Origin of the sequence: Chryseobacterium gotjawalense (assembly GCF_030012525.1) — a bacterium.
Taxonomy (GTDB): Bacteria; Bacteroidota; Bacteroidia; order Flavobacteriales; family Weeksellaceae; genus Kaistella; species Kaistella gotjawalense.
Genome location: NZ_CP124855.1, coordinates 2446436 through 2469793, shown reverse-complemented (window position 1 = coordinate 2469793; position 23358 = coordinate 2446436). Strand labels below are relative to the sequence as shown.

The following is a 23358-nucleotide window of genomic DNA, read 5'->3' as shown; positions in this document are numbered from 1 at the left end:
TTTAAAAGCGATTCTTGTAGGTCCACATGATATTTTGAACGATACTCATATCCGTATTGATGTAGCCCTGAAAAGGATTGATGGATTGAAACCAGCCTAATCTAATTGCTCGTTCAATATTCAATTTTGTAGCAAGCAACCAGATTTTAAGCATCGTAACATTCTGCGAAACTGAAAAAAGCAGTTTGTACCGATCGCCTGCAGTTGCAAGATTTAATTCTCCTGGTTTTAACAACTCGGTAACATCCGTTGACAGTTTTATAACTTGCTCATAGGCTTTCTGCGTTGCTTTTACACCGAAAACCGAATATTGTGGCTTATCGCCTGTCAACGTTAAAATGTCGTTTGAATATTGTAAACATCGGTCTAACTCATTATAAATACTCACAACCTGAACTCCATTTTTTAAAGTTCCGGATACTTCATTCAGACCTTTTAAGACTTTATTTTGAATATTATTTGCAACCGCCATTTGAGTGCTTACCCAAGTTTGAGCCTGCTGTAATTTGGTCTGCTGCTCGATTGTTTTTTCCTGTTGATTTTCTAAATTATCAGAATATAATTTAAGAGCGAGTGTGGTGGTTACATCGATATAGGTATTTTGAGCAAAGGCAAAACTCGCTGCGAAAAACAATACGGTGATACTAAATTTTTTCATATTCAAATTTTTTAGATTCAATGAGTTCTATTAAATTAATTTGTCTGTCGGTTAGTTCCTGATCCAATATTTTTAGAATATTTTGATCCTTGTGTTGGACTTTTAAGGATTTGTAGTAAGCAATTACATCCTGATCCAATGGCTGTCGGTAAAGATTTACCAAGCCCACCATATTCTCCATTTTATCATCAAGGATTGTAAAATCACTTACAAATAATTGCAATGCTTCATCATAATTATCGCACTGATGTGCATAATATTCAATGGCTATCTTTTCTGGCTTTTCTGTAGTGTAGGTTAAGTATTGCTCAAGAGAAACTTCATTTCCATACACTTCTCCTTTGGATCCACGTTTTATATAAAACTCCTTAAAACGGCTTCTGCCATACTTGTTGTTCAAATTATTAATCGTGAAAATCTTGTTCTGCTCCACTTTATTTAAAGATAGAAGAGAAGCGATTTTATCAAAATTATCCTTGAATTTTGTCTGATCCAATAGTATAAAAGTGTCCGAATTATTAATGATGGAGTCTTTTACTACGGTATTTCCGATAATGTCATCCAGCTCTTGCGTAACGACCACAGCTTCTCCCCAGAATTTTCGCACCGTTTTGTATAGATACAGAATGTATCCGCCCATTAGTTTAGAAGCGATTGCTTTCCAGGCTTCTTCAATAATAAGTGCTTTCCTTCTGTCCTTCCGCAGCCGCATTTTCTGGATAAAAGTGTCCATGATAATTAGCGTTACAATGGGAAACAACTTCGGATTATCTTTTACATTATCAATCTCGAAAACGATGAAAGGCTCATCAAATAAAGTGTTATCCGCGTTTTCATTGAGCGTTGTTCCATATCTTCCACCTTTGTAAAAATCTTTTAAGACAAATAAGAATGTCCGAAGTTTAAACTCGCTTTCATCTATTTTGTGCTTTTTATTATTCAAATAAATTGGCAAAAATTGATCACAGTAATCGTAGAAACTATTGAAAGATAGTTCCGAAACGGATAGTTTTTCCTCCAGCTCTACGATTCTTTTTATCAGTGCATTCCTGATTGCATCCTGCCATTCATCATTATTTTCAGGGCGTTTAATAATGGATTTTGTTTTGGTGACAATGAGTTGCGTTTCGTCATAGATCTTTCTTCTCACTTCATCATTTAAAGTTTCGTACGCTTCAAAAATTTCAAAAAACTTTGCTGGGTCATAATCAGGATTATTAGAATTTTTATCCGGATGATACAGCTGGATTAATTTTCGTCCTTTCTCTCGGATGTCTTTCGGACTTGCATCAAACATAATTTCCAAGATGTCGTAATAAGTTTGATTTTCTTTTACCTCATTTTCATATTCTGCCTGAATATCTTCATCGTGAATATTATATTTTCTTAAATACTGAAAGAGTTCTTCAGAACTTTTGTCTTCGAACCAACCACTTCCACCATTATAAAATTGGTGATAGTAGGATACCAATACATTATCTAAAATTGATTTTTGAGTAGAACTCATCGAAGCATCTGCACCTTGCCAGATTAGAAAAATAAGGTTGGTTAAAAATTCAATTTTTTCAATATTAAATTCTTCTTTATCCATTAAAAAAGGATTCATCGTAATCGGCTTTTCTTCTGTGTACTGAACATATCTTCCGCCTTTATAAGCACAAAGTCCAGAGTATGAATCACCGGTATCTACAATGATTACATCGTAATTGTAGGTAAGATACTGCTCTACAATATTATTCATAAGAAAGGACTTACCCGAACCGGACGGCCCAAGTACAAACTTATTTCTGTTATTTATTCTACCTGTTTTCATAGGCAAATCGGAAGGATCAATCTTTAGTGGAACTCCCTGTCTATCGGTAAACCGGAGGTAAAAATTGGAATCTTCGTTCACGGGATAACTTTCTTTAAAAAAAAAACAAAGCGCTGCTTCGCTTGTCGTTGTAAAAAGATCATAGGATTTTAATTCCACCGCATTTCCTGGAAGACAACAGCGAAAAAGTTCTAATTGATTATAGGAATTCTGGGACACTATAATCCCTTTCATGAACAGTTTATTCTCAATCAGGGATTGGGTTTCCTCCATTTTCTCCGGGGAATCTGTGGAGTAGGATATTGAAAAGTGAGCGTCTACAATGAGTTGCCCGTCCATTGCAATATTGCGTAAGAGTTCATCTATTTCATCCGCAACAATAGCGTTCGACGGAGAATTATTGGCCACACCTTCGTGTTTTTTCTTCTTCTTTTCTAATTCTCGTTGCTTCGGTGCTTGCAGTGGAATGGAAATAATTTGATTATAAATAATGGTTTTATAATCTTCGAGTTCATTAATAAAGGAAAAGTTATCCACCGCAGTTTCCGAAGCGGAACCGCTTCCACCTAAATAGGAATAGGTCTCAATTTCAGAAGGCAATTCAATTTTCTCTACATCTACAAAACTGATTGTTTTCACGAATTTTTCTCCGATAATTAAATGCTCGCTGGTGGCTTTGATATTATTGAAGGAAGGTGTTTCGTAAAAGTTCATCGAAAGAACACCGTTGATATAAAAATCGAATTCTTTCTCTTTCAGAAATTGTGGATCACATTCATTCTGAGAAAGCAGCATGAATATCTTCAGACATTTGTCGCGCAAGATTTTATAAGATTTTGCAGAATATTTGTAGGTATTTTTCTTGTTGTTCTGGTCTACAATATCAGTAAAGAGCAAAAGCGTATCTATTGATTTAAATAATCTTCCGTCAAAATGCTTAGAATATTTATTTTGTAAAAATTCTGTAGATTGTTCTGCAACATATTTTTGTCTGCTGAAAATATCAATTTTCTGTACGATGTGATTTTCTCCAATGATCGCTACCACTTGATTTAAGATAGCATGAAATTGCAGATAGGCGTTTGGATCTGCAGAATATTGTTGCACATTATTTTTAATTTGAATCCCAATAATTGGATTGCCAAACTGCCCGATTAAAACATCAAAATTCCAATTGTTGTCACTTCCATAATCATAGCCGATAAAGGGAATTTCAAATGTTTTTTTCTTTAATTTCATCTGTAGATATTTATTGTTTTTAAAGGTCATATGTAATCGCCTCAATCTTAGTCAGTGTTTGCTAGCAAATTTGTTAAGAGCGATTTCATATTCTATTTTTTAGATAAAAATTTTACATTTCTAAATTTGATAGGCATGATGTGTAATTCTTCTTCGTTTTTTGTTTTGTTGAAAAGCCCTTTAGAATCCTGTGTTTTATAACTTAAAAAAATACCGGTTCCTCCGATTGCTGCTCCGATGAGCATTCCAAAAATCCCAAATAATGAAGATAGTATCGCGATGGTGACGAGTCCGCCAACAGCTGAACCCATTGCGTAGTAGATGTATTTGTCTTTCAGACCGAAAAATATAAGGGGTTTTTTAAGCCCCTTATAAAGAAAGTACCCCACTAGAATATTGCTGCAATGAATGTTGGAACTAACAGCAGGAAAATACAAGCGCCACCCCAACCAACAATTTCTTTGTTGATGTCCTGATCGCCGTTGGTCCATTTGTTATAAATCCGGATTCCGCCTACTGTTCCTACAATAGCACCAATTGCGTAAATCAGTAAACCAAGATCATTGATATATCCTGAAATGGTAGTTGCAGCTGCTCCCAATGCAGCACTTCCCCCAGATTGCGCAAGCGCCGTACTCAAGGAAAAGAGTACTGCAAAAGCAGTTAAACTTCTTTTCATCATTTTGTGTTTTTTTAAATTTTGAATCATCTTCTTTATAATATTTAAGGTTAAATTGTAATTTTTAAAATCCTGCTGCCTGATAGACTTTATGGCCGTTCGTATTCGAAATCATTTGCACGGTCGTTTCTGCATCATTCAACATTTGGTACCATCTATCGTTGTTGATTTTACGAAGATTCTGATTCACTTCGCTATCAGCTTCATCTCGGAGATCCGCCTCATTTCTTTCGGTCCCAATTACTTCGTCCAAATTATTATCATCTCCTACAGATCCTAAAGTGCCAGAATCAAATGAATCTATATTTTGTTCCGATTCAAATCTTTGTCGCCAAACTTCTATATCTTCTCTTTCTTCAGACATTTCAGTGTCTACCGGAAACTCTTTTTTATTAAATGATTTCGGCGTATTCAGGTTTTCTACATCTTCTATTTCCACAGTTGTTATTGCAACTCTGTTTTGCTCTTCAAAATCGAGCGAAAAGACATCAATTTCTTCGGTAGCTACCGTGGATTCCTTTTTCAGGAAGAGATCGTACACGATATTTCCGATATAGTAGAGGAAGTATAGCGCGAGAAGAATGATTAGGAATTTTGTCATATTCAACAGTTTTTCTAAAGATTGGTAGTGAATTATGGGATTAAATATTGGTATCCAGGGTTTCATTGATACAGGTAATTAGTTCATTAAACGAATTTCTAACCGCGTACTTCTGTTCATAATTCAGGTATCTGGTATTAATGGTTTGCAGACAGTTTCTTTTAAACACGGGACTTTTTAGTAGTGTTCCGTATTTTTGTATTTCAGCGTCCATGCCTTCCTGATTTAGATATTTATAGCCTTTGTCGTACTTTGAGCGAATGAAAACCCGCTCTGCCTGACTTTCCAGCATTCCTAAAAAATTCACAAACACCAAGGTGGACTTTGCAGACACATCTGAATACTCAAATGGAATGATGATAAAATCGCTGTAAATCAATAAATCACTGTACTTCGCATCAAGCGTACCGGCCAAATCAAAAAGGCTGATGTCATCATTATCTTTTAAATCCAAGATCGTTTCGTAGTCTGAAAAAGGTTGCTCCACTTCGTCTCCTATAATTTCAACATCATATAATTTGGGCAGATCCAATAATTCATCCTCTTTCCATTTCTGGTAAAATGACTTTTGATAATCAAAATCGAAAACATTTATTTTCCTTTTTGAGATTGTCGAAATGTAATTCGCAAAAGTGATTGCAAGTGTTGTTTTCCCCGTACCTCCTTTTTGAGTTGCAAAAGTGATTATCATTCGTAATTTTATTATTTCCGTTTTCTTCTTTTCCTTTTGAGTTCGTTTTCTCCGGGATCTTTTGATATTCCTGAAGTCTTCATGACTTCAAAAAGCATTTCATCTACAGCTTCCATTACTTCACTTCTGGAATGTTTTTCATGTTGTGATTTTTCACTATTGACTATTTCTGAATTTAATATTCTCTGATATTCTCTATCTCCTATTAAACTCTGCAGTTCACCAACAAAATGGTGTTTAGTGCTAATTGCGTAGACCTTCCCACTTTCACTTTTTATAATAAACACTTTGTCTTCATCACTATTTTTGTATATGTTATTTTGTAAATGGTCTCTAACTTCACTCTGGATTGCTTTATAAGTTTCCAATTTTTTCCGCTCTCTGTTTTCGAAGAGCATGAACTCTTGCAGCTTCGCTTCTGGATTGTTTTTATTAAAAAAGCCCAACAGAATCAATTTTGATTCTTTATCCGGAATAGTAAAATCTTTCAAAACTTCAAAAAGTCGCTTATCAACTTTCTCTTCCGTAAACTCAAACAGCTCACTCATTTTTAATACCTCACTACCTTTATAGACTCTCTGTGATTTATGATCGATCAACGAATATCCAAATGGTTGGTGATTATCTTTGTGATGAAACACGATGTCTATCCCAAATAATTGCCTCAGTTTGTGCTGCAGTTCACTTTCAAATTCCAACCTTATTTTAAGTTCATTTTCGCCAAACCTACCTTTTGTTGCAGGAAATACTGATTCTTGTTTTCTCTTGTCTTCAACCCTAAACACTTTGTTGGAATGAAGATCTTTGTACTTTATTAAGATTGCTTTTATCTGATTTTTCCTGCTGTCCTTTTGATTCTTCGCAAAATTTATTCTCTCAATATTTATTTTCCTTTGGGTCACTCCGTTCTTCAGGATATCAAAAGCATTTTCATCTAGTTTATTTTTAATCATTTTGAAATCATTTCTTTCAAGTAAAGTTTCGAGTTGCTTGAAAGTGCTGACTTTATAATTCAATAATTTATCAAGATCCTCATCGGGTTTAAGATGGTATAGTTGTTCAAGGGATCTACTTAATGCTTCTTGCGATTTTAGTTTTTCAAAACTATCGTTGATCTTTTTTCCAGTAGTCTTATCTACTCTTGTCGATACGATGTGGACATGGTTATTATCTGTGTCATTGTGGAAAACGACGGTGAAAGGTTGCTTGCCGTATCCCATTTCAATCATGAAATTTTCTGCGATTTCGGCAAGTTGTTCTTTGGAATGTTCCTGAAACTTTGTGGAAATCATGGCATGAAATTGAGGTTTGATTATTTTTTTGTTTCCTATTGAAATGGCCCTTAAATAATCTCTTACTTGTTGTTTACCACTCGATTTATTAATGAAGGAAGGAAAATTTTTCATCGTCATCAACTCACCTTTTTCACTTTTAATCTTTTTATCGTTGTAATTCACCCCTGGGAAACCTGAACCGGCCGCCGGCATAATTTTTACGATCATTTCGCAAGGATAGAATAGATCTTTTCAAATATTTCATTCTGCCTTATCTTGAGAAGTATCAGCTCACGAAGCGTTTCCGAAAAGTTCTTAAGCTCCGGTTCGGAGATATTCTTTTGTCCGTTCACCAGTTTTGCCACCTGATTGATATTTGTTTCTATTTTGACAAAGAGATTATCCTGTTTTTCGATGAACGCCAGTACTTCTCTCCTTTCATTATCTAACAGTCTTCCTTCTACAGAGTTGACGATAAAGCTGGTTAATGTGATCTGCCTTTCTGAACAGAATTTTATCCAAACCTGTTTCCTCTCCTTATCTATCCGAAATTTTATTGTTTCTGCTTTTTCTACCATACTTTTTATAAAGACCGACATAAACAATTATAAACACAGATAACGCTAACAGGAATGGGATAAATTGGTCAATAGAAACCGTGGGGTTCCCACCGCCGAAATCCGGTGGTGCGCCCGGGCCGTCACCGCCGACAGACTGCTTTTGTTCCATATAAACATTGTCTGTGAATTGCGCATTAAGAATGCCAGTGCATACTAGTAAGGCAACCAGACACAATCTCATCAATTTATTTTTCAAAAAAATTATCATCTGTTTACTATTATTTTAGAAATTACAGTTTCACCCTTGTTTGAAATGATTTGAACCGTGTACATGGATTTTATACTATTGTTCAGTTCAATAACAAATGGGGTTGATGTCTCAATATTATTAGTTTCTTTGATGAGCCGACCGCTCATATCAAAAACAGCAACTTGAGCTCTTTGCCATTCCGGATCGAATAAGACCACATAACTCTTGATACTCGGATTGTATGTTACAACCGTTCGATTTGCTTTAATCGATGAAGAAGACGAAAGTGTTTTGGGAGTGCCGTAGTAAAAACCATAAGTTTGGGCAGTGAGGGGAACAATGTCTCCTTGTTTAACTTCTATTTTTTCACCGCCGTCAATCTCATAAAAGAATTTTTTGTTTGTCGATAGATTTCCTTCTTCAACTAATTGGGCATTTTCACGGATTTCGAATTTCAAATATTTGCCGCCATAAACGGCCATAGAAAGTTTTTTACCTTCGAAATCTCCTTCATTCGCTTCATTGATGTAGAGCCTGTATCTCGTGGCGAAATTTTCATCTATACCTCCGATCTGAGTATTTTCTTCGTAAGAACTTATTAAACCTGAATTGCTGGCCTGGGCCTGAACTGAGTATTCACTTGGGTTTCCATTGTTCCCAGTTTTAAAATGAGGAGCTACCGCATAGTAAGTTTCACCAATCTGATTGTAATTATCATCTAATAACAAGACGCCTAACTGCTTTACCGAAGTGCCATTTATCCGGTTTGCGTTTACATGATAATTCATGTTTTCCTGTCGGGGAATATTTGAAAATCTTCGAAGATTATCAAAATTTAAAATGGCTGGAGTACTATTGCGTAATTTTATTTTAAAAGTACCAAGAGGCTTTATCACCAATGCATTGATATTACCCACAGGACGGTTGTTGATATCGAAGGTCACGATTTGATTAGCCGCGTAGTTTGAAGTTGTTCCTGAGGCAGTATTGAAATGGACATTAGTTGGATTAACGGCAATTCCCCAAATGTTGTCAATATTATTGTCGTCGCCAACTACAGTGCCCTGCAGAGTCTCATTTATTCCTATTAAAGAAAGATCCAGGTTCGTGAGAAAGGGATTAGAAAATTGATAGATAAACTTGCCGTAAGTCTGTTGCCACGGATTATCTATTTCGAAAATATCAGTGATATACGTGTTATATTTTTCTCTGTATAAATTTGTTCCGGTTCCATTAGAGCCAAACTGAACTGTTTGGGGACTTAATGGTAAAGTCAGATTGTCTGCGTAAGGAACTCCGTTTATAACGCTTACATTTTCTGGGATCAGACCACCTCCCGTTCCGAGTGCGTAATAAGAAGCCCTGTCTTCAAATTTTGTTTTATCCGTGAGCTCAACGGTGATCCCTGGAGTCTCTGCAGAATTGATCGGAGTAGCCGGGATGATTGACCCATCAAATTGAACTAAGCTGTTATTCCATTTAAGAATCTCAGTTTTGCTCCATCTTTGATTAGTGAAAACAGTATTAATTTCAGATTGTAATGTCCCAAATTCCTTATCAAAAAACGGCACACCGATTTGCTGATAATCTCCATGCTTATTACTCGCAAACTCTTTACTAACTACCAAACTAATTTGGTTTTGTTCTAAACCGGTAATAAATAATTGACCGTATTTAGAAGTTTGCCAATTAGCTGGATCTGTTAACCGCAAGAAAAAGTTGTCGTTAGTGGCATTAATTGCCCTCACAACGTCATTTTCGGTTTTTGCTTCAATTAGCATCTTAGAAAAAACTTCTACCCTACCATTTCCTTTCGTCTGCAGTCCACCCCGATTATAAAAAAGAGCATCATTGACAATAGATAACATACTCTCCTCTGCGATATGAGTAGTTACGTCCTGCGCATGGATTGATAAAGTAGAAGTCAACACAAATAATAACACAGTATTTTTTTTCATCATCCTCATGATTTAATCCTTTGATGGAATCCACTGTATTACTCCATCAACAGACTGTAAAACGAATGTTCCTTTCGATGGTATCGCGGGAATTTTAGTTTGACTGGCGACATAATTTTCCACCCATATTTTCGGTACGAGCTGATTATTCTCGGTGATTGAAACAGAAGAATCCACCGTCACTTTGCCCGGTAGTGAAACACCTCGATAAGTGACGTAAAGCCCTTGAATCTCACCCGTTGCTTTATCTTTCACAAATACTCCCGGAATAATGTCACCGTCGTTTTGTATGGCAAAACCTGCGATTCTATCAGCAGTTTCACTATAAAGGCCATACGTGCCAGGATATCCTATTGTGTCCCCTCCTGCAATTTCGATTTGACCAGTAATCGGGTTTCCCAGCTGAGTTCCGGTGGTGGTGAGTACTGCACTAAAATCTTTTGAGCCAACTTCTCCATCGGCAGGATTATAAACTAACATTTTAGTGTAGTTTGTAGTAGCAGCGCTAATTCTTGTGGGGTTTATTTGAAATCGTCCATTTACTTTAAGCCATCTATCAACAAAATCACCTGATATCAGTGCGTTTGCCAAGCTACTTTGACCGGGATCACTAAAAATGCCTTCATTGGTCACTGAATTTGAATCAGCGGCCTGCAAAGAATTATTTGAATGAATAATTAGTTTGTTGTTGAGATTGGCTTCGCCAAAACCTGCACCGGTTCCAATAAGTACATTATTATTTCCGAGGTTTGAAACAGGCGCTGTTCCACTTGATGATCCTGCACTGTTTCCAATAAGGACATTGTATTTTCCCAGATTTCGAAATTGCCCTGCTTTGTAGCCGAAAATAGAATTAAAACTGCCAGCGCGGTCATGAAATGCAGCTGCCATTCCAAATATTGAATTTTTATGACCGGTGGTATTATTAGCTCCGGCTTCATCTCCAAAAAAACTGTTTGCATTACCTGTCGTGAGTTTCTGTCCAGCCATGGATCCAACCGCAGTAGAATACATTGAAGTTGAAATTTGCTCAAGTGCACCGTAACCGAAACCAAGGTTATAGAAACCTGTATGATTTGGATTCATATTTCCGAAATACATTGAGTATGTTTCTTCGCTCATACCCAACGCACCATCTCGTAAAGGAGAATTGGTGCTCCCAATAAATGTGATGTATTTCGGAGTGTAATTTCCTTTTTCAACAACTTCTTCAAGAGTTCCATTTTCAAATGCTTTCCAGGTCGCCCCATCAAAATAGTAATAACCGACCTTTCTGACAGCACCTGTTTTAATTGTGGTGTCTTCAGAAGACAACGGCTCATTAACATACACTATGGTTCCTGTCTGCTCACTGTTATATAGATGATCCTTGTTCTTTAACTGAAAACCGGTTACCCTCGGGGGAATGATTCCGTCTGCTTGTGAGATGTCCTGTGTATTAATAGATACATCCAACGTCGCTTTTGGTGCCGTGGTGTTAATTCCAACTTGAGAGAAAGCGAAAGCGTGGAACATAAATAATAAAATAATAAAACTCTTTTTCATAATTGTTGTTGCTAAAACAGTTACAAAATTGAAATTTTATTATCAGAATTATAGCATAATTCAGCCTCAGAACATTATTCAGTAATGTACTGGCATATAAACTATGGGATGCGTAAAATTTCTGGCTTATACTGGATTAAATTGGATGATTGCACATAAATCTGCCGCTGCATGAATTTGCTAGCCCCAAATAAAAAACGAGTTCCGAAGTTTTTTCCCCTTTTGAAAAAAGGCAAGATTCGTCTTTGTAACCCAACTTGAAAAGTTGTGGGTACAAAGACACATCTTGCTATTCAAAACCGACTTATTTTTAAGAGGTTTGAAAAACAATTTTTAAAACTGATAAATAGTTGATTTGTATTACGTTAGAAAAGATTGCTTCTAAAAAAGAAAAGAAAATTGGGATTGTGCTATTTTACGCAGGTTAAGTGCAAACCTATATTTTAATTACGCAGGTTTTGTTGCCAACTTATTGATTTATCGCAGGTGGGTGCTATTTTACGCAGCTTTTTGGAAGGACTGCTATGATCATTTTACTCAGGTACCTAGGATCTTTTTACGCAATCTATTTTTTGAACCTGTGACTTAATTACGCAGGTTGGAAAAAGGAACCTTCCCTTGATCTACGCCCGATTAATAAATATAATTCCTAAAATGACCGAATATTCGTTACACAGGTAGAAATTTTTATTAGAACGATTAGTAAAATTCTATATCATTTATCCTTCCATTCATATTTAGTTTTCCCACAACCACATCGGATTGTTTTCTCTACACTGTCGTAAAACTTCATCGCAACTTCCTGCTTTTTGCAATCATCTTCCTGGCAGTAAAACAAGTTTATAAACTCTTTAAAATCAGCCCACATTGCTTTTAAGTCGGCAATTTTAAAAATTAAAGTGTTATCGTGCGATGCAGAATTCGTGAGTAAACTAGAATTTTGAATTCTGTCAAAAAGCGTAGCATATCTCTTAAGTTGGGGACTTTGCCCATTAATTTGAGACCGAATTCTTGCAAATAGTTCGTCTAGCATTCTGTGTTCATTATCATCTCCATACTTAAAAGCAAATTTTGCCTGCAGGTTATGCGCAATCTGTTTAAATTTATTTTCACAAAATATTCTCATCATATTTCCCACTACATCAGTATTACCTTCTGCTAGCAACTCATTAATCCTTTCTTCATTGCCATTGCTCGAAAGTTTTAAAACAGTTCCATCCTCGTCATTCCATGCAATTTCTTTTATCAACCAACCTTTACCTTTTGCTTGTGGTTTTACAAAATTCTTAAACCACTCAAATTCGTGTGTTAATAAGATTATCTGAAATTGTTTAGATTTTTCAAATAACAATTCGGAAAATCTTTTCCGGTGTGTCGAATCAAAACTTGAAATTACATCATCAAAAACAATAAATTTTGAATTTTTCCCAAATGCATCTATTGATGCAAGAAAAAATGAAATACCAAAACAATTTAGATGAGATTCGCTAAAAAGTGCTTGAGGGGGCGAAATTATTTTATCTTTAAAGTTAAATTCTATCGTTAAACCATCCAAATTATCTTCGTCACCAATCGTTTTTAATCTAAGGTTTTGAAAAGGTTCTTCGGGATTCATAAATTGATAATACTCATTTATTTTCGCCGAAAAAGAATTAATAAAGTTCTCTAAACCTTCTTTGAGTACTTTTATAAAGTGATTATAAATCAATTCTAAAGATTTACGCTGGTTTTCCAACTGCTCCCTTGCTTTTTCAAACTTTTTGATGTTAATGAATGCATCTTTTGCAGCAGATATGTCTGCGAAAATTTGGGTACTGCTATCCTTTTTAAATATTGCATCTATCTGTTTTATTCTTAAAGCGAGCATTTCCACAAACTCAAAGTCAGAATCCTGAAATAGGGCGCCTTCCAATGAAAGCAATTTTTCATTGGACACTACTCTTATCTTTGCATTTTCTTGAAACTTTTTGAATTTTTCTTTCAAATTTTCTAAATCAATAATTGGCTTTTGATCCTCAAAATATTTTGTGTAATCAATATTAAGGCGATCTAATCTTTCAATAGAAACTGATTCTAGCAATTTTCTTGCGTTATCAAACTTTACCTTTTTCTTGGATGCTTCTTCAATCTGTAATAATCGTACTTCAAGTTCTGCTTGCAATTCTAAATTGCTTTTAGGTTGCAAACAAAGCGGACAAGAGTCAGCTTTATGATACTTTTTTAAAATCGTTTTCCCAGTATCCAATAATTCTGCAAGAAAGGTTTGCATTATTCCATCTACATCTTTCGAAATTAGATCAAATTCATTAAAATAATTTGTGTATGTAGTATTGAGAAAATCTTTCTCGGATTTTATTGTTTCAATTTCAGTTTTAGCCTTATTTAAGATTTCATATTCTCTTAAAATATTTTCGTTGTGCGGTTTTTTAAGTTTTTCCAGAACAGTATCTATATCTGCCAAACTCGTTGCTTTTATTTCTAGTTTAAGATTTTTTATCTTCTCATTTACAGATTCTACTAGATTCGCCTCGGATGTTACATTTGCAGAAAGTTTTGATATTAGAGTTGATTTTTGAGTATTGATTTGGTTCTCAAAATTTTCTTTTTTAATCTCTGTATTAATTGAGCGGTAAACTTTACCAAGTAACTCTTTCTTCTTTGTTACCTCAGAAAATCCAATAATATCTAATAAACCTTTTAATTTGTCCCCTTTTGGAGAGAGTATAAAATTCCCCAAATCTCGATGACGTAAAATGAAATTTTCTTTCTGCGAATCATTTACAAATTTCTTGAAATCATCATCAATTTTAGAAAATTTCGGTGCATCATTAGACAGAAATCCTTTTGTAGCGTCTAAGGAATTATTATTGAAGTTTATTTCAACTTCTGTTCTCTCTTCTTCTGGCGCGAAGTAATTCCTAGTTGCACTTTTTAAATTTATTTCGGTACTAGATAAATGGTCAATTTTATTAGAAAAAAACCATTCTATAGAATCTGTAATGCTACTTTTACCAGTACCATTATCACCATACAAAACAATTGACTTCCCATTCAATAGAATGTTTAATTCTCTACGAACACCTCTAAAACCTTTTAGTCGTAAATTATTAATCTTCATCGGGAGAATTTTTTTCGTTTCGCAATTTTTCTAATTCATTTTTAACATGGGATTCCGTGAGAGTTCCCTCAAGGTATAGGTCCTTTAACAATTCAGCGATCTTGGAATCAACATTTTCTAAATCTACCAAATTTTCAAAAAATTCATCTAGGATTTCTACACCGGATTTTATTGTATTTTCCATATCATTTAAAATATCCCCAGTCAATTTCAAGTTTTATTGGTAAGTTTTCACTTAAAATGGCACTGTTTAATTTATTGTTACAAATAGGAGAAACACCATGATTTTTTACAAAACTATGTAAGAAATAGGTTTCCAATTCTTCTATTTTCAAGTTCCACATTTCTTTCAAAATATCAAAGTTTATATAGGTGAAAAATAATGTGTCTACTTTTCCATAATTTTTTAATCCTACATTGCTTATTCCGTCTAAATGTCCTACAAGTCTTTTCTTTATACTATTGGTTCTTTTTTCACTCATTCCGATATAAATCAATTTGGACTTATCGAAAGGATACTGAATGTTAATACCATGAGTGAAAATAAAGTACAAACCTGTAATACCGTCTAAAATATTCAGATTATCTGACGTTAATAATTTTGGATTATCAAAAAAAATTTTAATGCTTTCGCTCATTTCTAGCCTGTCTTTTCTTCAACCCAAGATTTATATTTTGTAAAATAAATATAAACTGAGTTTTCGATTATTTTATCAATGTATTTCTCGTAAGCATTTATTGCTTCAGTTATCCATTCAACTTTTCCCTTACGCCATTCTTTGATTTTGAACTCTAAATATCCTACTGGCATAATTAAATTAAGAGATTCCGTTTCCATGTCGAATTTTTTAGAGTTTCTGTACAAATTATCAATCATCGCAAGTCTCTCAAATTCGTCATCATAAAATTTTGCTTCATGGCTGTTTTTATTCCTGAGAAATTTAATTGTTTCAAACGTTTTATCATACGCCTCAATCAACTGTATGAAATTTTGATGATGTTCTTCCGGCAACTTTTTCTTCAAAATATTCAAATTGCAGTTGCGGTTTTCAATATTTAACTCAAAAAGCACATTCACCAAAAGTTTCAGTAAGTCAGATCCAGTTGCTACTTTATGAAAAAAAACCTCCAAATGATATTTTACGTAGTCTAACTCACTAATATTATTTTCATCAATAAATCTCTTGTCTGGAATAAGACGTAAGAATACTGCGACCTTTTCTAAATCCTTCATAACACCATCCAATGCTACAAATTTTGAATTGATATCAATATTTAGTTTGTGAATTGAAGTTAGAAGATGTCTTTTGTTTCCTTCTCCTTGCATTTCAGGCAAATCTTTTACTGCGGCCATCAATTGCCCCGAATGCGCGGTAAATTTCTTTAAAAGCTCAGAGTATGTCATATCTATATATTAAAACACATCCACCAATTCACCCAAATAATGCTTTAAATTATACTTCTTCGTGGTATCTAAAGCCCGTTCCAGACAAATAAATTTCTGGTCTTTATGGGTTTTGAAATATTCTACGGTTTCGGGAGCTATGGTTACATCAAGGCAGATCAAAGTTTCCTTTTCACTGTCTTTTGCAAGGAGTATCTCGTTTTTGGTGAACTGTGATTGTTGTTCAGTGGTAAAATTGAGATTGAAACCTTTCTTCAATAAAATTTCGGTAAGTAATTCTTCACGGTTAAAAGCATTGACCAATTGGGCTTCTTTTTCTGCAATGTATTTTTTGAGCAATTCTATATTTTCTGCATCTGTTTTTGCAGGATCGGGTGCAAAATCTACGCGTGGGAAATTGGATTTTGCAAGCTTAAAAACTTTGAAACCTAAGCCTTTTAAATTTTCTTCTTTATTTTCTTCTGTAAATAAATCAGGTTGTTCCGCTTCTTTGGTGGCGATAAGCTTTTCGATCACTCTTTTATTACGCTCGATGGTAATGTCGCTTATTTTTTTATAACCGCCTTTATATGCTTCACTTTTTTCGTCGGTTTTCTCTGGCAGTTGAACTAAAATATATTTTCTGTTTCCGCCATCTTCTATGTTAAGCTCAGTTATCGCTTGTCCTGTTGTTCCTGATCCCCCGAAAAAGTCTAAGACAATATCATTTTCAATCGTTACAAAATCAAACAGCCTTTGTAAAACTGTTTGTGATTTGGGGTTGTCAAAAACACCCCTGCCAAGTAAATCATTTACAACTTTGGTAGAGCCACGACCATCTTCATAAATTACAGTCCGTAAAACATCTTTAACATTCTCTATTCTCTTTTTAGGTTTAATTAAAGTTGTTTCGTCATTTCCAAAAACTATTTCGTTCTGTAAAATCATCCTTCTCATAGTTTCCTCTGGAAATCTAAATCCTTTTTCTGGAATTTTGCAAGGCAGTTGAGTTTTAGGATGTAAAATTTCATAGTTATAACCTCCAAATTTTGTATTAGCGATATCTGCATCATGATAAACACCTCGTTCATCGACATTATCATAGTGGGTAACTCGGGGTAGGCTTTCTTTATTTTGTTTTATCCATTTTCGTAATTCAACTTGTAATGCACTTAAATCATTTTGAAAAATAGTTTTTAATTCTTCATATTTTGAAATAATTAAGTCAGATGCATGGCTTTTTGCTTCCCAAAATGGTTGTGCAATTTTTGATTTAGCATAGCACAATATATATTCGTGTTCGGTGTTTATTTGAGAAGGATTATTATCAGTTGCTGTTTGCAAAATTATATTTCCTACAAAATTTTCCTCTCCGAATATTTCATCGCATAATTTTCTTAAATGATGAATTTCATTATCATCAATGGACATAAAAATAACTCCATCTTCCCGCAATAGTTGGCGCGCTACTAACAATCTGCTGTACATCATATTGAGCCAGTTGCTGTGATATCTGCCGTCGGTTTCCGTATTGGTGTCTATTTTTAATCCATCTTCCACAATTCCGGAATCTTCCCAATAGGCTTTCTTATCCTGGGTAAAATTATCGGAATACACGAAATCTTTTCCGGTATTGTAGGGCGGGTCAATATAGATGCATTTTATTTTTTCGCGGTAGGCAGAATTGAGCAGTTTCAGCACTTCCAGATTTTCACCTTCAATAATTATATTTTCAGAGTCTGTGGGATTTACGCTGCGTTCTTCATCATAAATCAATGTCGCATTGCTGGGCGTGAAGGCATTCCGTTTCGCATTGCTTTTGCCAAACCATCGGAATTCGTACCGTTCGGTTTCACTAATACTGTCCGGCTCCACCAATTTTTTCAGTTCTTCCGTATTCAATTTGTTTTCACTGGTAAAAAGATCCGGGAAAAGTTCTTTCAATTTATCTAAACGTTCCTGATTGAAATCCGGACTTTCGGGCATATAGTCTTTTATGTTCTCCATTATTTGCTATTTTTAACTCTATTAAACAGAAAAGAGTCTTTTGGAAATGTTGTTAAATTGTCAATTTTAGTTTTCGGGAAAATTAAAGTGGATTCCTCAGTCTTATTGTATAGAAAAATGTAAGTACTGGTTTCACCTATAAATCGAAGTGTATCCTCTACTTTATAGGATTTCCCTAAGTAGTCGAAACTTAAATGGTGCTCAGTAATCTTTTCATTTATCACGTCGCTTGCATTCCACGTCGATTGAAGACACAACATTACAATTGCGTAAATATAAACTGCGCCGAATGCAAATACCTTTAGCAACGCTGTGTCTGCTGTGCGATTTTTTACTGAATAAAAAAGTCTAAGAATTAGGTAAGTAAATCCTGCTGTAACAACGACACTTTTAGTGAGGTTAATCAAAGGTAAGTAACTTAAAAAAACGGATAAAAAAGACAGAAAAAATGCGTAATACAGTAAATAAGTCGGCGTTTTTCGGTCTTCCATCTTTTTTACAATTTTAGCAACTTCTTCACCGCTGTACGGGATTTTTTTAGCCTCAACTTTAATTTTTAATTTTTCGATTATTTTCTTATAAATGAAAAAATTAAAAAAATGATCAACCAAAAATATTCCTGCGGATTCAAAAATCAAAAGCAGAATAGATATAAATAATATCTGTTCAACAGAAAAAAATAACAAGTCACTTATAGCGGTATATTGAAATACATTTACACTGAAAAAACTAAAATACAGATAGTTATATAAGTACGCGACTGAGTAAATTGCTATCAAAATGAATGACCAATATTCCTTGAAAGTTTGTAAATATTCTTTCATACGCTTACGGTTTTTTCCACTTCTGTTTTAAAGTAAGTGTATTCTTTCACCGGTGCTTTGTACTGTACTTCCACGCCGATGGACGCAAAATGTTTTAATGCACATTTTATCTTATATACTTCACTTTCCGTTAATGCTTTCTTATCATTAATATCGTTGGTTCCTTTGGTCTCAATAACGAAATAGAATTCATTTTCAGCACCGGTTTTTAGCTCTTTTCTTTTCATAACCAGGCCAAAGTCGGGCTCATAATCGCCAATGGGTGTTTTTATTTTATACCAGTTCGGAAGTTTAATGAAACATACAACTTCGGAATCCCCATCCGCATTTTCAGAAAACCTGCGCTCTACATCACTATCGATCAACATTTTGTCAAAAACTCCTTTTCTGGGTGTATCTACATATTGCTTTGCATCAATATTCTTTTCAAAATCTTTAAAATTGAAAGGGAATTCATCGCCATTCACGTTATATTCAATTTTACGCAGCATTTCATTAAGTTCTACATCTTTTATGATTCCCGAAACTTCGTGAATAAAGCGCGGCGGATTTTTAACCCACTCCTGGTGATTGTCTATTTTTTTAATAATTTCAAATAAAGTAGTATAGCTTAAACCCGTATTTTCACTAATTTCTTCTACCAAGTCCAAAGGGGTAAACACCGCTTTTTGTTTAACGGTTTCACTTCCCGCAAAATCATCTTCACGTCCTCCCTCCGTAAACTCTTTTACAAAATGACTGGAAGCTTCGATTACATAATCCGGAATGGTGATTTTATTTATTCTTTCTACGGCGTTTACAATTAATTGATCTTCATCAAAAGCAATACTGTAATCTGTTTTCTTGGCCATTGCCTTCCAGAATTTCTTAAAAGCTTTTTGGACATCATCTGAAGGATTTTTCTTGAATAGTACTTTATCCTCGTCTTTTCCTTTATGGTTATGCGTCATTCCTGCTCCCGCATTAGCGTCACCGTATATAGATTTTATTTCTTCCTGATACTGGGTTACGAAAGTTTCGTAGGTTTCATTGGGAATAACGGTTAATTGATTGATTCTTTCTGGATCTTCGACGGTACTTTCGTCATAGTTTCTCTCACCCTTATCATTAACGCAAATTCGCAGGCCGCGACCAATTTCCTGTCTTTTCTTTGTTTCCGAGTAAGTAGTGTTCAAAGTAGCAATATTGAAAACATTAGGATTATCCCAACCCACCCCTAGAGCCGAGTGCGAAAAGATGAATTCAATTTTATTGGCGACTTTGTCACCAAACTGCAAAATATCTTCTTTATCTCTTAAAATCGCGTCATAGATCTGTTTCTGTTGTTTCACTCCGCCTTCATTATCAGCAAATTCTCCACTGCTTTTCTGCGCAAAATAATAACCCTGAATATTTCGTATTTGCTCCTCAGCCGGATTTTCTCCGTTGTGATAATCTGGATAAACCTGTTTGTACTTTTCTGCAAATAAGTTTTTGATCTTCGGATCGTCACCCATATAATTGGCGACTTTATCGATGAAAATGAGGGAAAGACATTTAATCCCTTTTACCTTCAACTTTTGAGATTTCTGAAAGTGTCGGTGAATGAGCCATTCCAACTGTAAAGCCCAAATATTTTCTAAATTCCCAGCGATCTGTTTTTCGAAAATTTCTGCCCCATTGGAAAAGACTACGCTCCATTTACCTGTTTTCAAACTTTTGAAAATACGGTCGATTTTATAATTATTGTAACTAGGATTATTCGTTTTTGCTCCTAAATTATCTCCTTCCTTCAGCCACGGTGAAACTTTGAATTCTATTTTTCCCGTAGAATTATTTTGAACCCAAGCTTTTAATTTAACTTGGGGAATGCTCTTATTCTGAATATCTGATAATTCGATTTTTAATGAAGCTTCGTCATTTTTTTCAGTTACGGTTAGTACTTCGATTTTCTTTACCAACCCATTTTTATAGCTGTCGTAAGGTGTCAACCTATAAATTAAATTCTTTACTAATTTATGAGTAGCTGAATATCGGATTTTACAAAGAGGATTTAATTTAGAAATCTGCTTCACGGAGTTTTCTGTATCCATTCCTTCCTGGGGTTCGTCCATGATGATAATTGGTCGGGTTCTTCCAATGGCTTCGATAAAAGGAATATTATTAAAGAGATCCTCACGTTGTGCCTGATTAAGAATTTTATCTTCTGAATTGAACGAGGCCAAAGTCATAATCATAACTTGCGGATGCTGATCTTCTATAAAATTTGAAACTTTCGATAAACGCTTACTGTCATATTCAAAGACATTAGGTTTGAGCCCATAAATATTTTCGAGCTGCGTGCCGAAATTTTGAAACGATGCCCGAACTCCTTCTCTGATTGCTACAGAAGGAACCAAAATAATGAATTTCGTGAAATTATAGTGCTTGAAAAGCTCATAGATGGTTTTTATATAAACCAAAGTTTTTCCCGTTCCGGTTTCCATTTCAATGGACAATTCTGCTTCATCGTTCAAATGAATGTTTTCCGGTAAGATTCCATTTTCATCAGCAACCGATTTAATGTTTTGTTGTAACTCTTGGGAACTTATATCCGAAAAATTAGAACGTATTCCTTCAGAAGTTGCATTATCAAAAGTATTTCGGGTATTACCCTCAAATACCTTTACCACAGATTGTATGGCTTGCTCCTGATATTCAAGGCTTTCTAGTTTTAGTTGCATTTGTGTTTCTAATTTTTGTCTATCTTATGTTTTGGATTAACCACTGAATATCTGGTTTTATCATTTTCTTTTCGTCATTCCTGATTTACATTTCTATACAAGTCCAATAGCATGGCTTAGTTACACTAGCATACTTTTAATGTCATATTAACATCATTCATAATCTCTAGGAAGGAGCCCCCACACGAAGAAAAATGAAATCACGTCTAATATCAACTTAGTTATACTCCCTTACTTTTGCCCTCTCAAAATAGAGTATTACTTGATAAAATTTCTGCCAGCTTCAGTAGTTACATATTCCTGGCGCGGACTTGTAAGGTTTTGTGGAATTGTAAATTCTAAAAGATCTCGGTCTATCAAAGGTAAAATGTTTCGTACGTAATTCGCATGCTGGGTCTTTAAACCAATGTGTTCCAAAATTTCGCTCCTTTTTTGAGGACTAAGGCAAAAAGACAAAATCATTTTCTCTCTCTCTGTAATATCTTTTGTTATAAAAAGCGGATTAATAGGCATTACAAAAAGAAAGTACTCAAAATTATCATCGGTTTTAAATATGGGATTTGGCGAACCATTTCGTTCCATACTATCATAAATAGTCGGAAAACCCGATGCTCTTCCTTCAGTTAACTTTAGTTCTTTAAAGAAGTCACCAACCCTACGATTTCTATATGTTCTTGCTACTATTCTTCGCTCTTTAAGCATTTCTTTGGTAACAGGAGGCAATGGCCCAGGGAAACTCAAAATTTCTAATTTATCTGGCCAAATATTTATTTCTATAGGGCTTTCATTTTCATAACTTCTGTGATAAAACGCATTGGCCACGGCTTCCTCAACAGCATCAAATGGAAAATTTACAACTCTGGTCGCCTGTGCTTTATGGCTACTTTTACTTACCTTTTCTTTTAAAACATTGGTTTTAAAATATTCCAAAACATCCCGCATCTGTAAATGTATCGGTCCTGAGAATTTCTTTTCAGTAAAACTTTTGCCAGAATTATCTGAATAAATTATAAATTCTGTCACTGCACCTCTGAAAAATTTATGGGGTGCTTCGTTAAAGAACAGCAACCCAACATTTAATGGAAATAATGCTTCTGCCGGACCAGTTGCAATGTGCATTTGCACGGCAAGATCCTTCAGCGGCATTTTGATTGCTTCTGTACGGAGATCGCTTTTAACCTCTTCTAAAAACCCCCGAATTAAACCAAAATTCAAATCGTCTATGGTGGCATTATGATTTACTCGGTCATCAAATGGGACTTTTTTTGCCATCTCAAGAAGCAATTGTTCTTCCTGATGATTGGCTTGTTTTGTAACCGAGTTTCTTCTTACATAATATCTTCTTTTGGAATCTTTAGTACCGAATTTTACAGGACATTTGTAGGGTCTGTTGTCTCCACCAGGGACCCAAATAATCAGTACATCTTTACCGTCAATTTTATATGGTTGAGTCACTGGACAATAGTACGGCGAAATTTGGTTGGCAATATTTACCAATTCTTTTTGTATCCCATCAAACTGATTAAGTTGCAAACCCAATGGAGGTAATAATGGCATTCCATCTTTTTCTTCTATACCGATGAAGATGTAACCGGCACCCCAATTATTAATATCATTTGCAAAAGCACAAATAGTATGCATCACATCCTCAGGATTCCAACCTTTTTTGAATTCTATACGATCCCACTCAACAGTTTCGCCTGTTAAAAGATTTTCAATGTTAATTGGTAATGCCATTTTTAGATTAAATATTTGAATCAAAGATAATGAAGAATTTTACCTTCGCAAAATTGGCACTTATATACACTAGTATACTATTTTGAAATATAAGATAGCAGGAAATTTGTTTCGAACGTTTCTTATAGGACACATTCTGACATATTATGACATATGTAGCAGGAGAAATTGTAGGAACTTGTACATACTTGTATACACTAGTGTATTTACACATTTACTTAAGTGCAGCATTAATTACAATTCTCCTACACGTTCTATATGAAATTAATTGATTATTTTACTACAAAAACATTCTCAATTATTTGATAAAGCATTGAC

At 34.7% G+C, this 23358-nt stretch carries 17 protein-coding genes; all 17 read right to left on the bottom strand.

Annotated features, from left to right (window positions below):
* Position 1 precedes the first annotated feature (1 nt).
* Positions 2-658, bottom strand: coding sequence for a hypothetical protein (locus QGN23_RS11270; RefSeq protein ID WP_282904401.1), 657 nt, complete (start codon positions 656-658; stop codon positions 2-4).
* On the bottom strand, positions 645-3710 hold the full coding sequence (locus QGN23_RS11265; RefSeq protein ID WP_282904400.1) for a TraG family conjugative transposon ATPase: 3066 nt from the start codon (positions 3708-3710) through the stop codon (positions 645-647). The genes QGN23_RS11270 and QGN23_RS11265 overlap by 14 nt, the downstream gene beginning before the upstream one ends.
* Before the next feature lie 92 nt (positions 3711-3802).
* Positions 3803-4021 (bottom strand): hypothetical protein, encoded by a 219-nt coding sequence (locus QGN23_RS11260; protein WP_317622304.1) that lies wholly within the window; start codon positions 4019-4021, stop codon positions 3803-3805.
* A gap of 77 nt (positions 4022-4098) precedes the next feature.
* On the bottom strand, positions 4099-4392 hold the full coding sequence (locus QGN23_RS11255) for a DUF4134 family protein (RefSeq protein WP_317622303.1): 294 nt from the start codon (positions 4390-4392) through the stop codon (positions 4099-4101).
* A 61-nt stretch (positions 4393-4453) separates the two neighbouring features.
* Positions 4454-4990, bottom strand: a complete 537-nt coding sequence (locus QGN23_RS11250) for a hypothetical protein (protein WP_282904398.1) — start codon at positions 4988-4990, stop codon at positions 4454-4456.
* Positions 4991-5030: 40 nt separating this feature from the next.
* The gene (locus QGN23_RS11245) at positions 5031-5681 is read right to left on the bottom strand and encodes a ParA family protein (protein WP_282904397.1); all 651 of its coding nucleotides are present in this window, start codon (positions 5679-5681) and stop codon (positions 5031-5033) included.
* A gap of 11 nt (positions 5682-5692) precedes the next feature.
* Positions 5693-7138 (bottom strand): relaxase/mobilization nuclease domain-containing protein, encoded by a 1446-nt coding sequence (locus QGN23_RS11240; protein WP_282904396.1) that lies wholly within the window; start codon positions 7136-7138, stop codon positions 5693-5695.
* 41 nt (positions 7139-7179) lie between these two features.
* The gene (mobC, locus tag QGN23_RS11235) at positions 7180-7533 is read right to left on the bottom strand and encodes a plasmid mobilization relaxosome protein MobC (protein WP_282904395.1); all 354 of its coding nucleotides are present in this window, start codon (positions 7531-7533) and stop codon (positions 7180-7182) included.
* Positions 7534-7779: 246 nt separating this feature from the next.
* On the bottom strand, positions 7780-9726 hold the full coding sequence (locus QGN23_RS11230) for a T9SS type A sorting domain-containing protein (protein ID WP_282904394.1): 1947 nt from the start codon (positions 9724-9726) through the stop codon (positions 7780-7782).
* A 9-nt stretch (positions 9727-9735) separates the two neighbouring features.
* On the bottom strand, positions 9736-11268 hold the full coding sequence (locus QGN23_RS11225; protein ID WP_282904393.1) for a hypothetical protein: 1533 nt from the start codon (positions 11266-11268) through the stop codon (positions 9736-9738).
* 715 nt (positions 11269-11983) lie between these two features.
* Positions 11984-14386 carry an AAA family ATPase gene (locus tag QGN23_RS11220; RefSeq protein WP_282904392.1) on the bottom strand — a complete coding sequence of 801 codons (2403 nt, stop codon included), beginning with the start codon at positions 14384-14386 and terminating at the stop codon, positions 11984-11986.
* On the bottom strand, positions 14376-14570 hold the full coding sequence (locus QGN23_RS11215; protein WP_282904391.1) for a hypothetical protein: 195 nt from the start codon (positions 14568-14570) through the stop codon (positions 14376-14378). The genes QGN23_RS11220 and QGN23_RS11215 overlap by 11 nt, the downstream gene beginning before the upstream one ends.
* Before the next feature lies 1 nt (position 14571).
* Entirely contained in the window at positions 14572-15024 is a 453-nt protein-coding gene (locus tag QGN23_RS11210; protein ID WP_282904390.1) for a hypothetical protein, read from the bottom strand.
* A 2-nt stretch (positions 15025-15026) separates the two neighbouring features.
* The gene (locus tag QGN23_RS11205; RefSeq protein WP_282904389.1) at positions 15027-15740 is read right to left on the bottom strand and encodes a Cthe_2314 family HEPN domain-containing protein; all 714 of its coding nucleotides are present in this window, start codon (positions 15738-15740) and stop codon (positions 15027-15029) included.
* Positions 15741-15800: 60 nt separating this feature from the next.
* Complete coding sequence (locus tag QGN23_RS11200; protein WP_282904388.1) at positions 15801-17777, bottom strand: site-specific DNA-methyltransferase; 1977 nt, start codon at positions 17775-17777, stop codon at positions 15801-15803.
* Between the two features lie 820 nt (positions 17778-18597).
* Complete coding sequence (locus QGN23_RS11195; RefSeq protein ID WP_282904387.1) at positions 18598-21303, bottom strand: restriction endonuclease; 2706 nt, start codon at positions 21301-21303, stop codon at positions 18598-18600.
* 258 nt (positions 21304-21561) lie between these two features.
* Positions 21562-23040 carry an RNA-binding domain-containing protein gene (locus QGN23_RS11190; protein ID WP_282904386.1) on the bottom strand — a complete coding sequence of 493 codons (1479 nt, stop codon included), beginning with the start codon at positions 23038-23040 and terminating at the stop codon, positions 21562-21564.
* Positions 23041-23358: the final 318 nt, after the last annotated feature.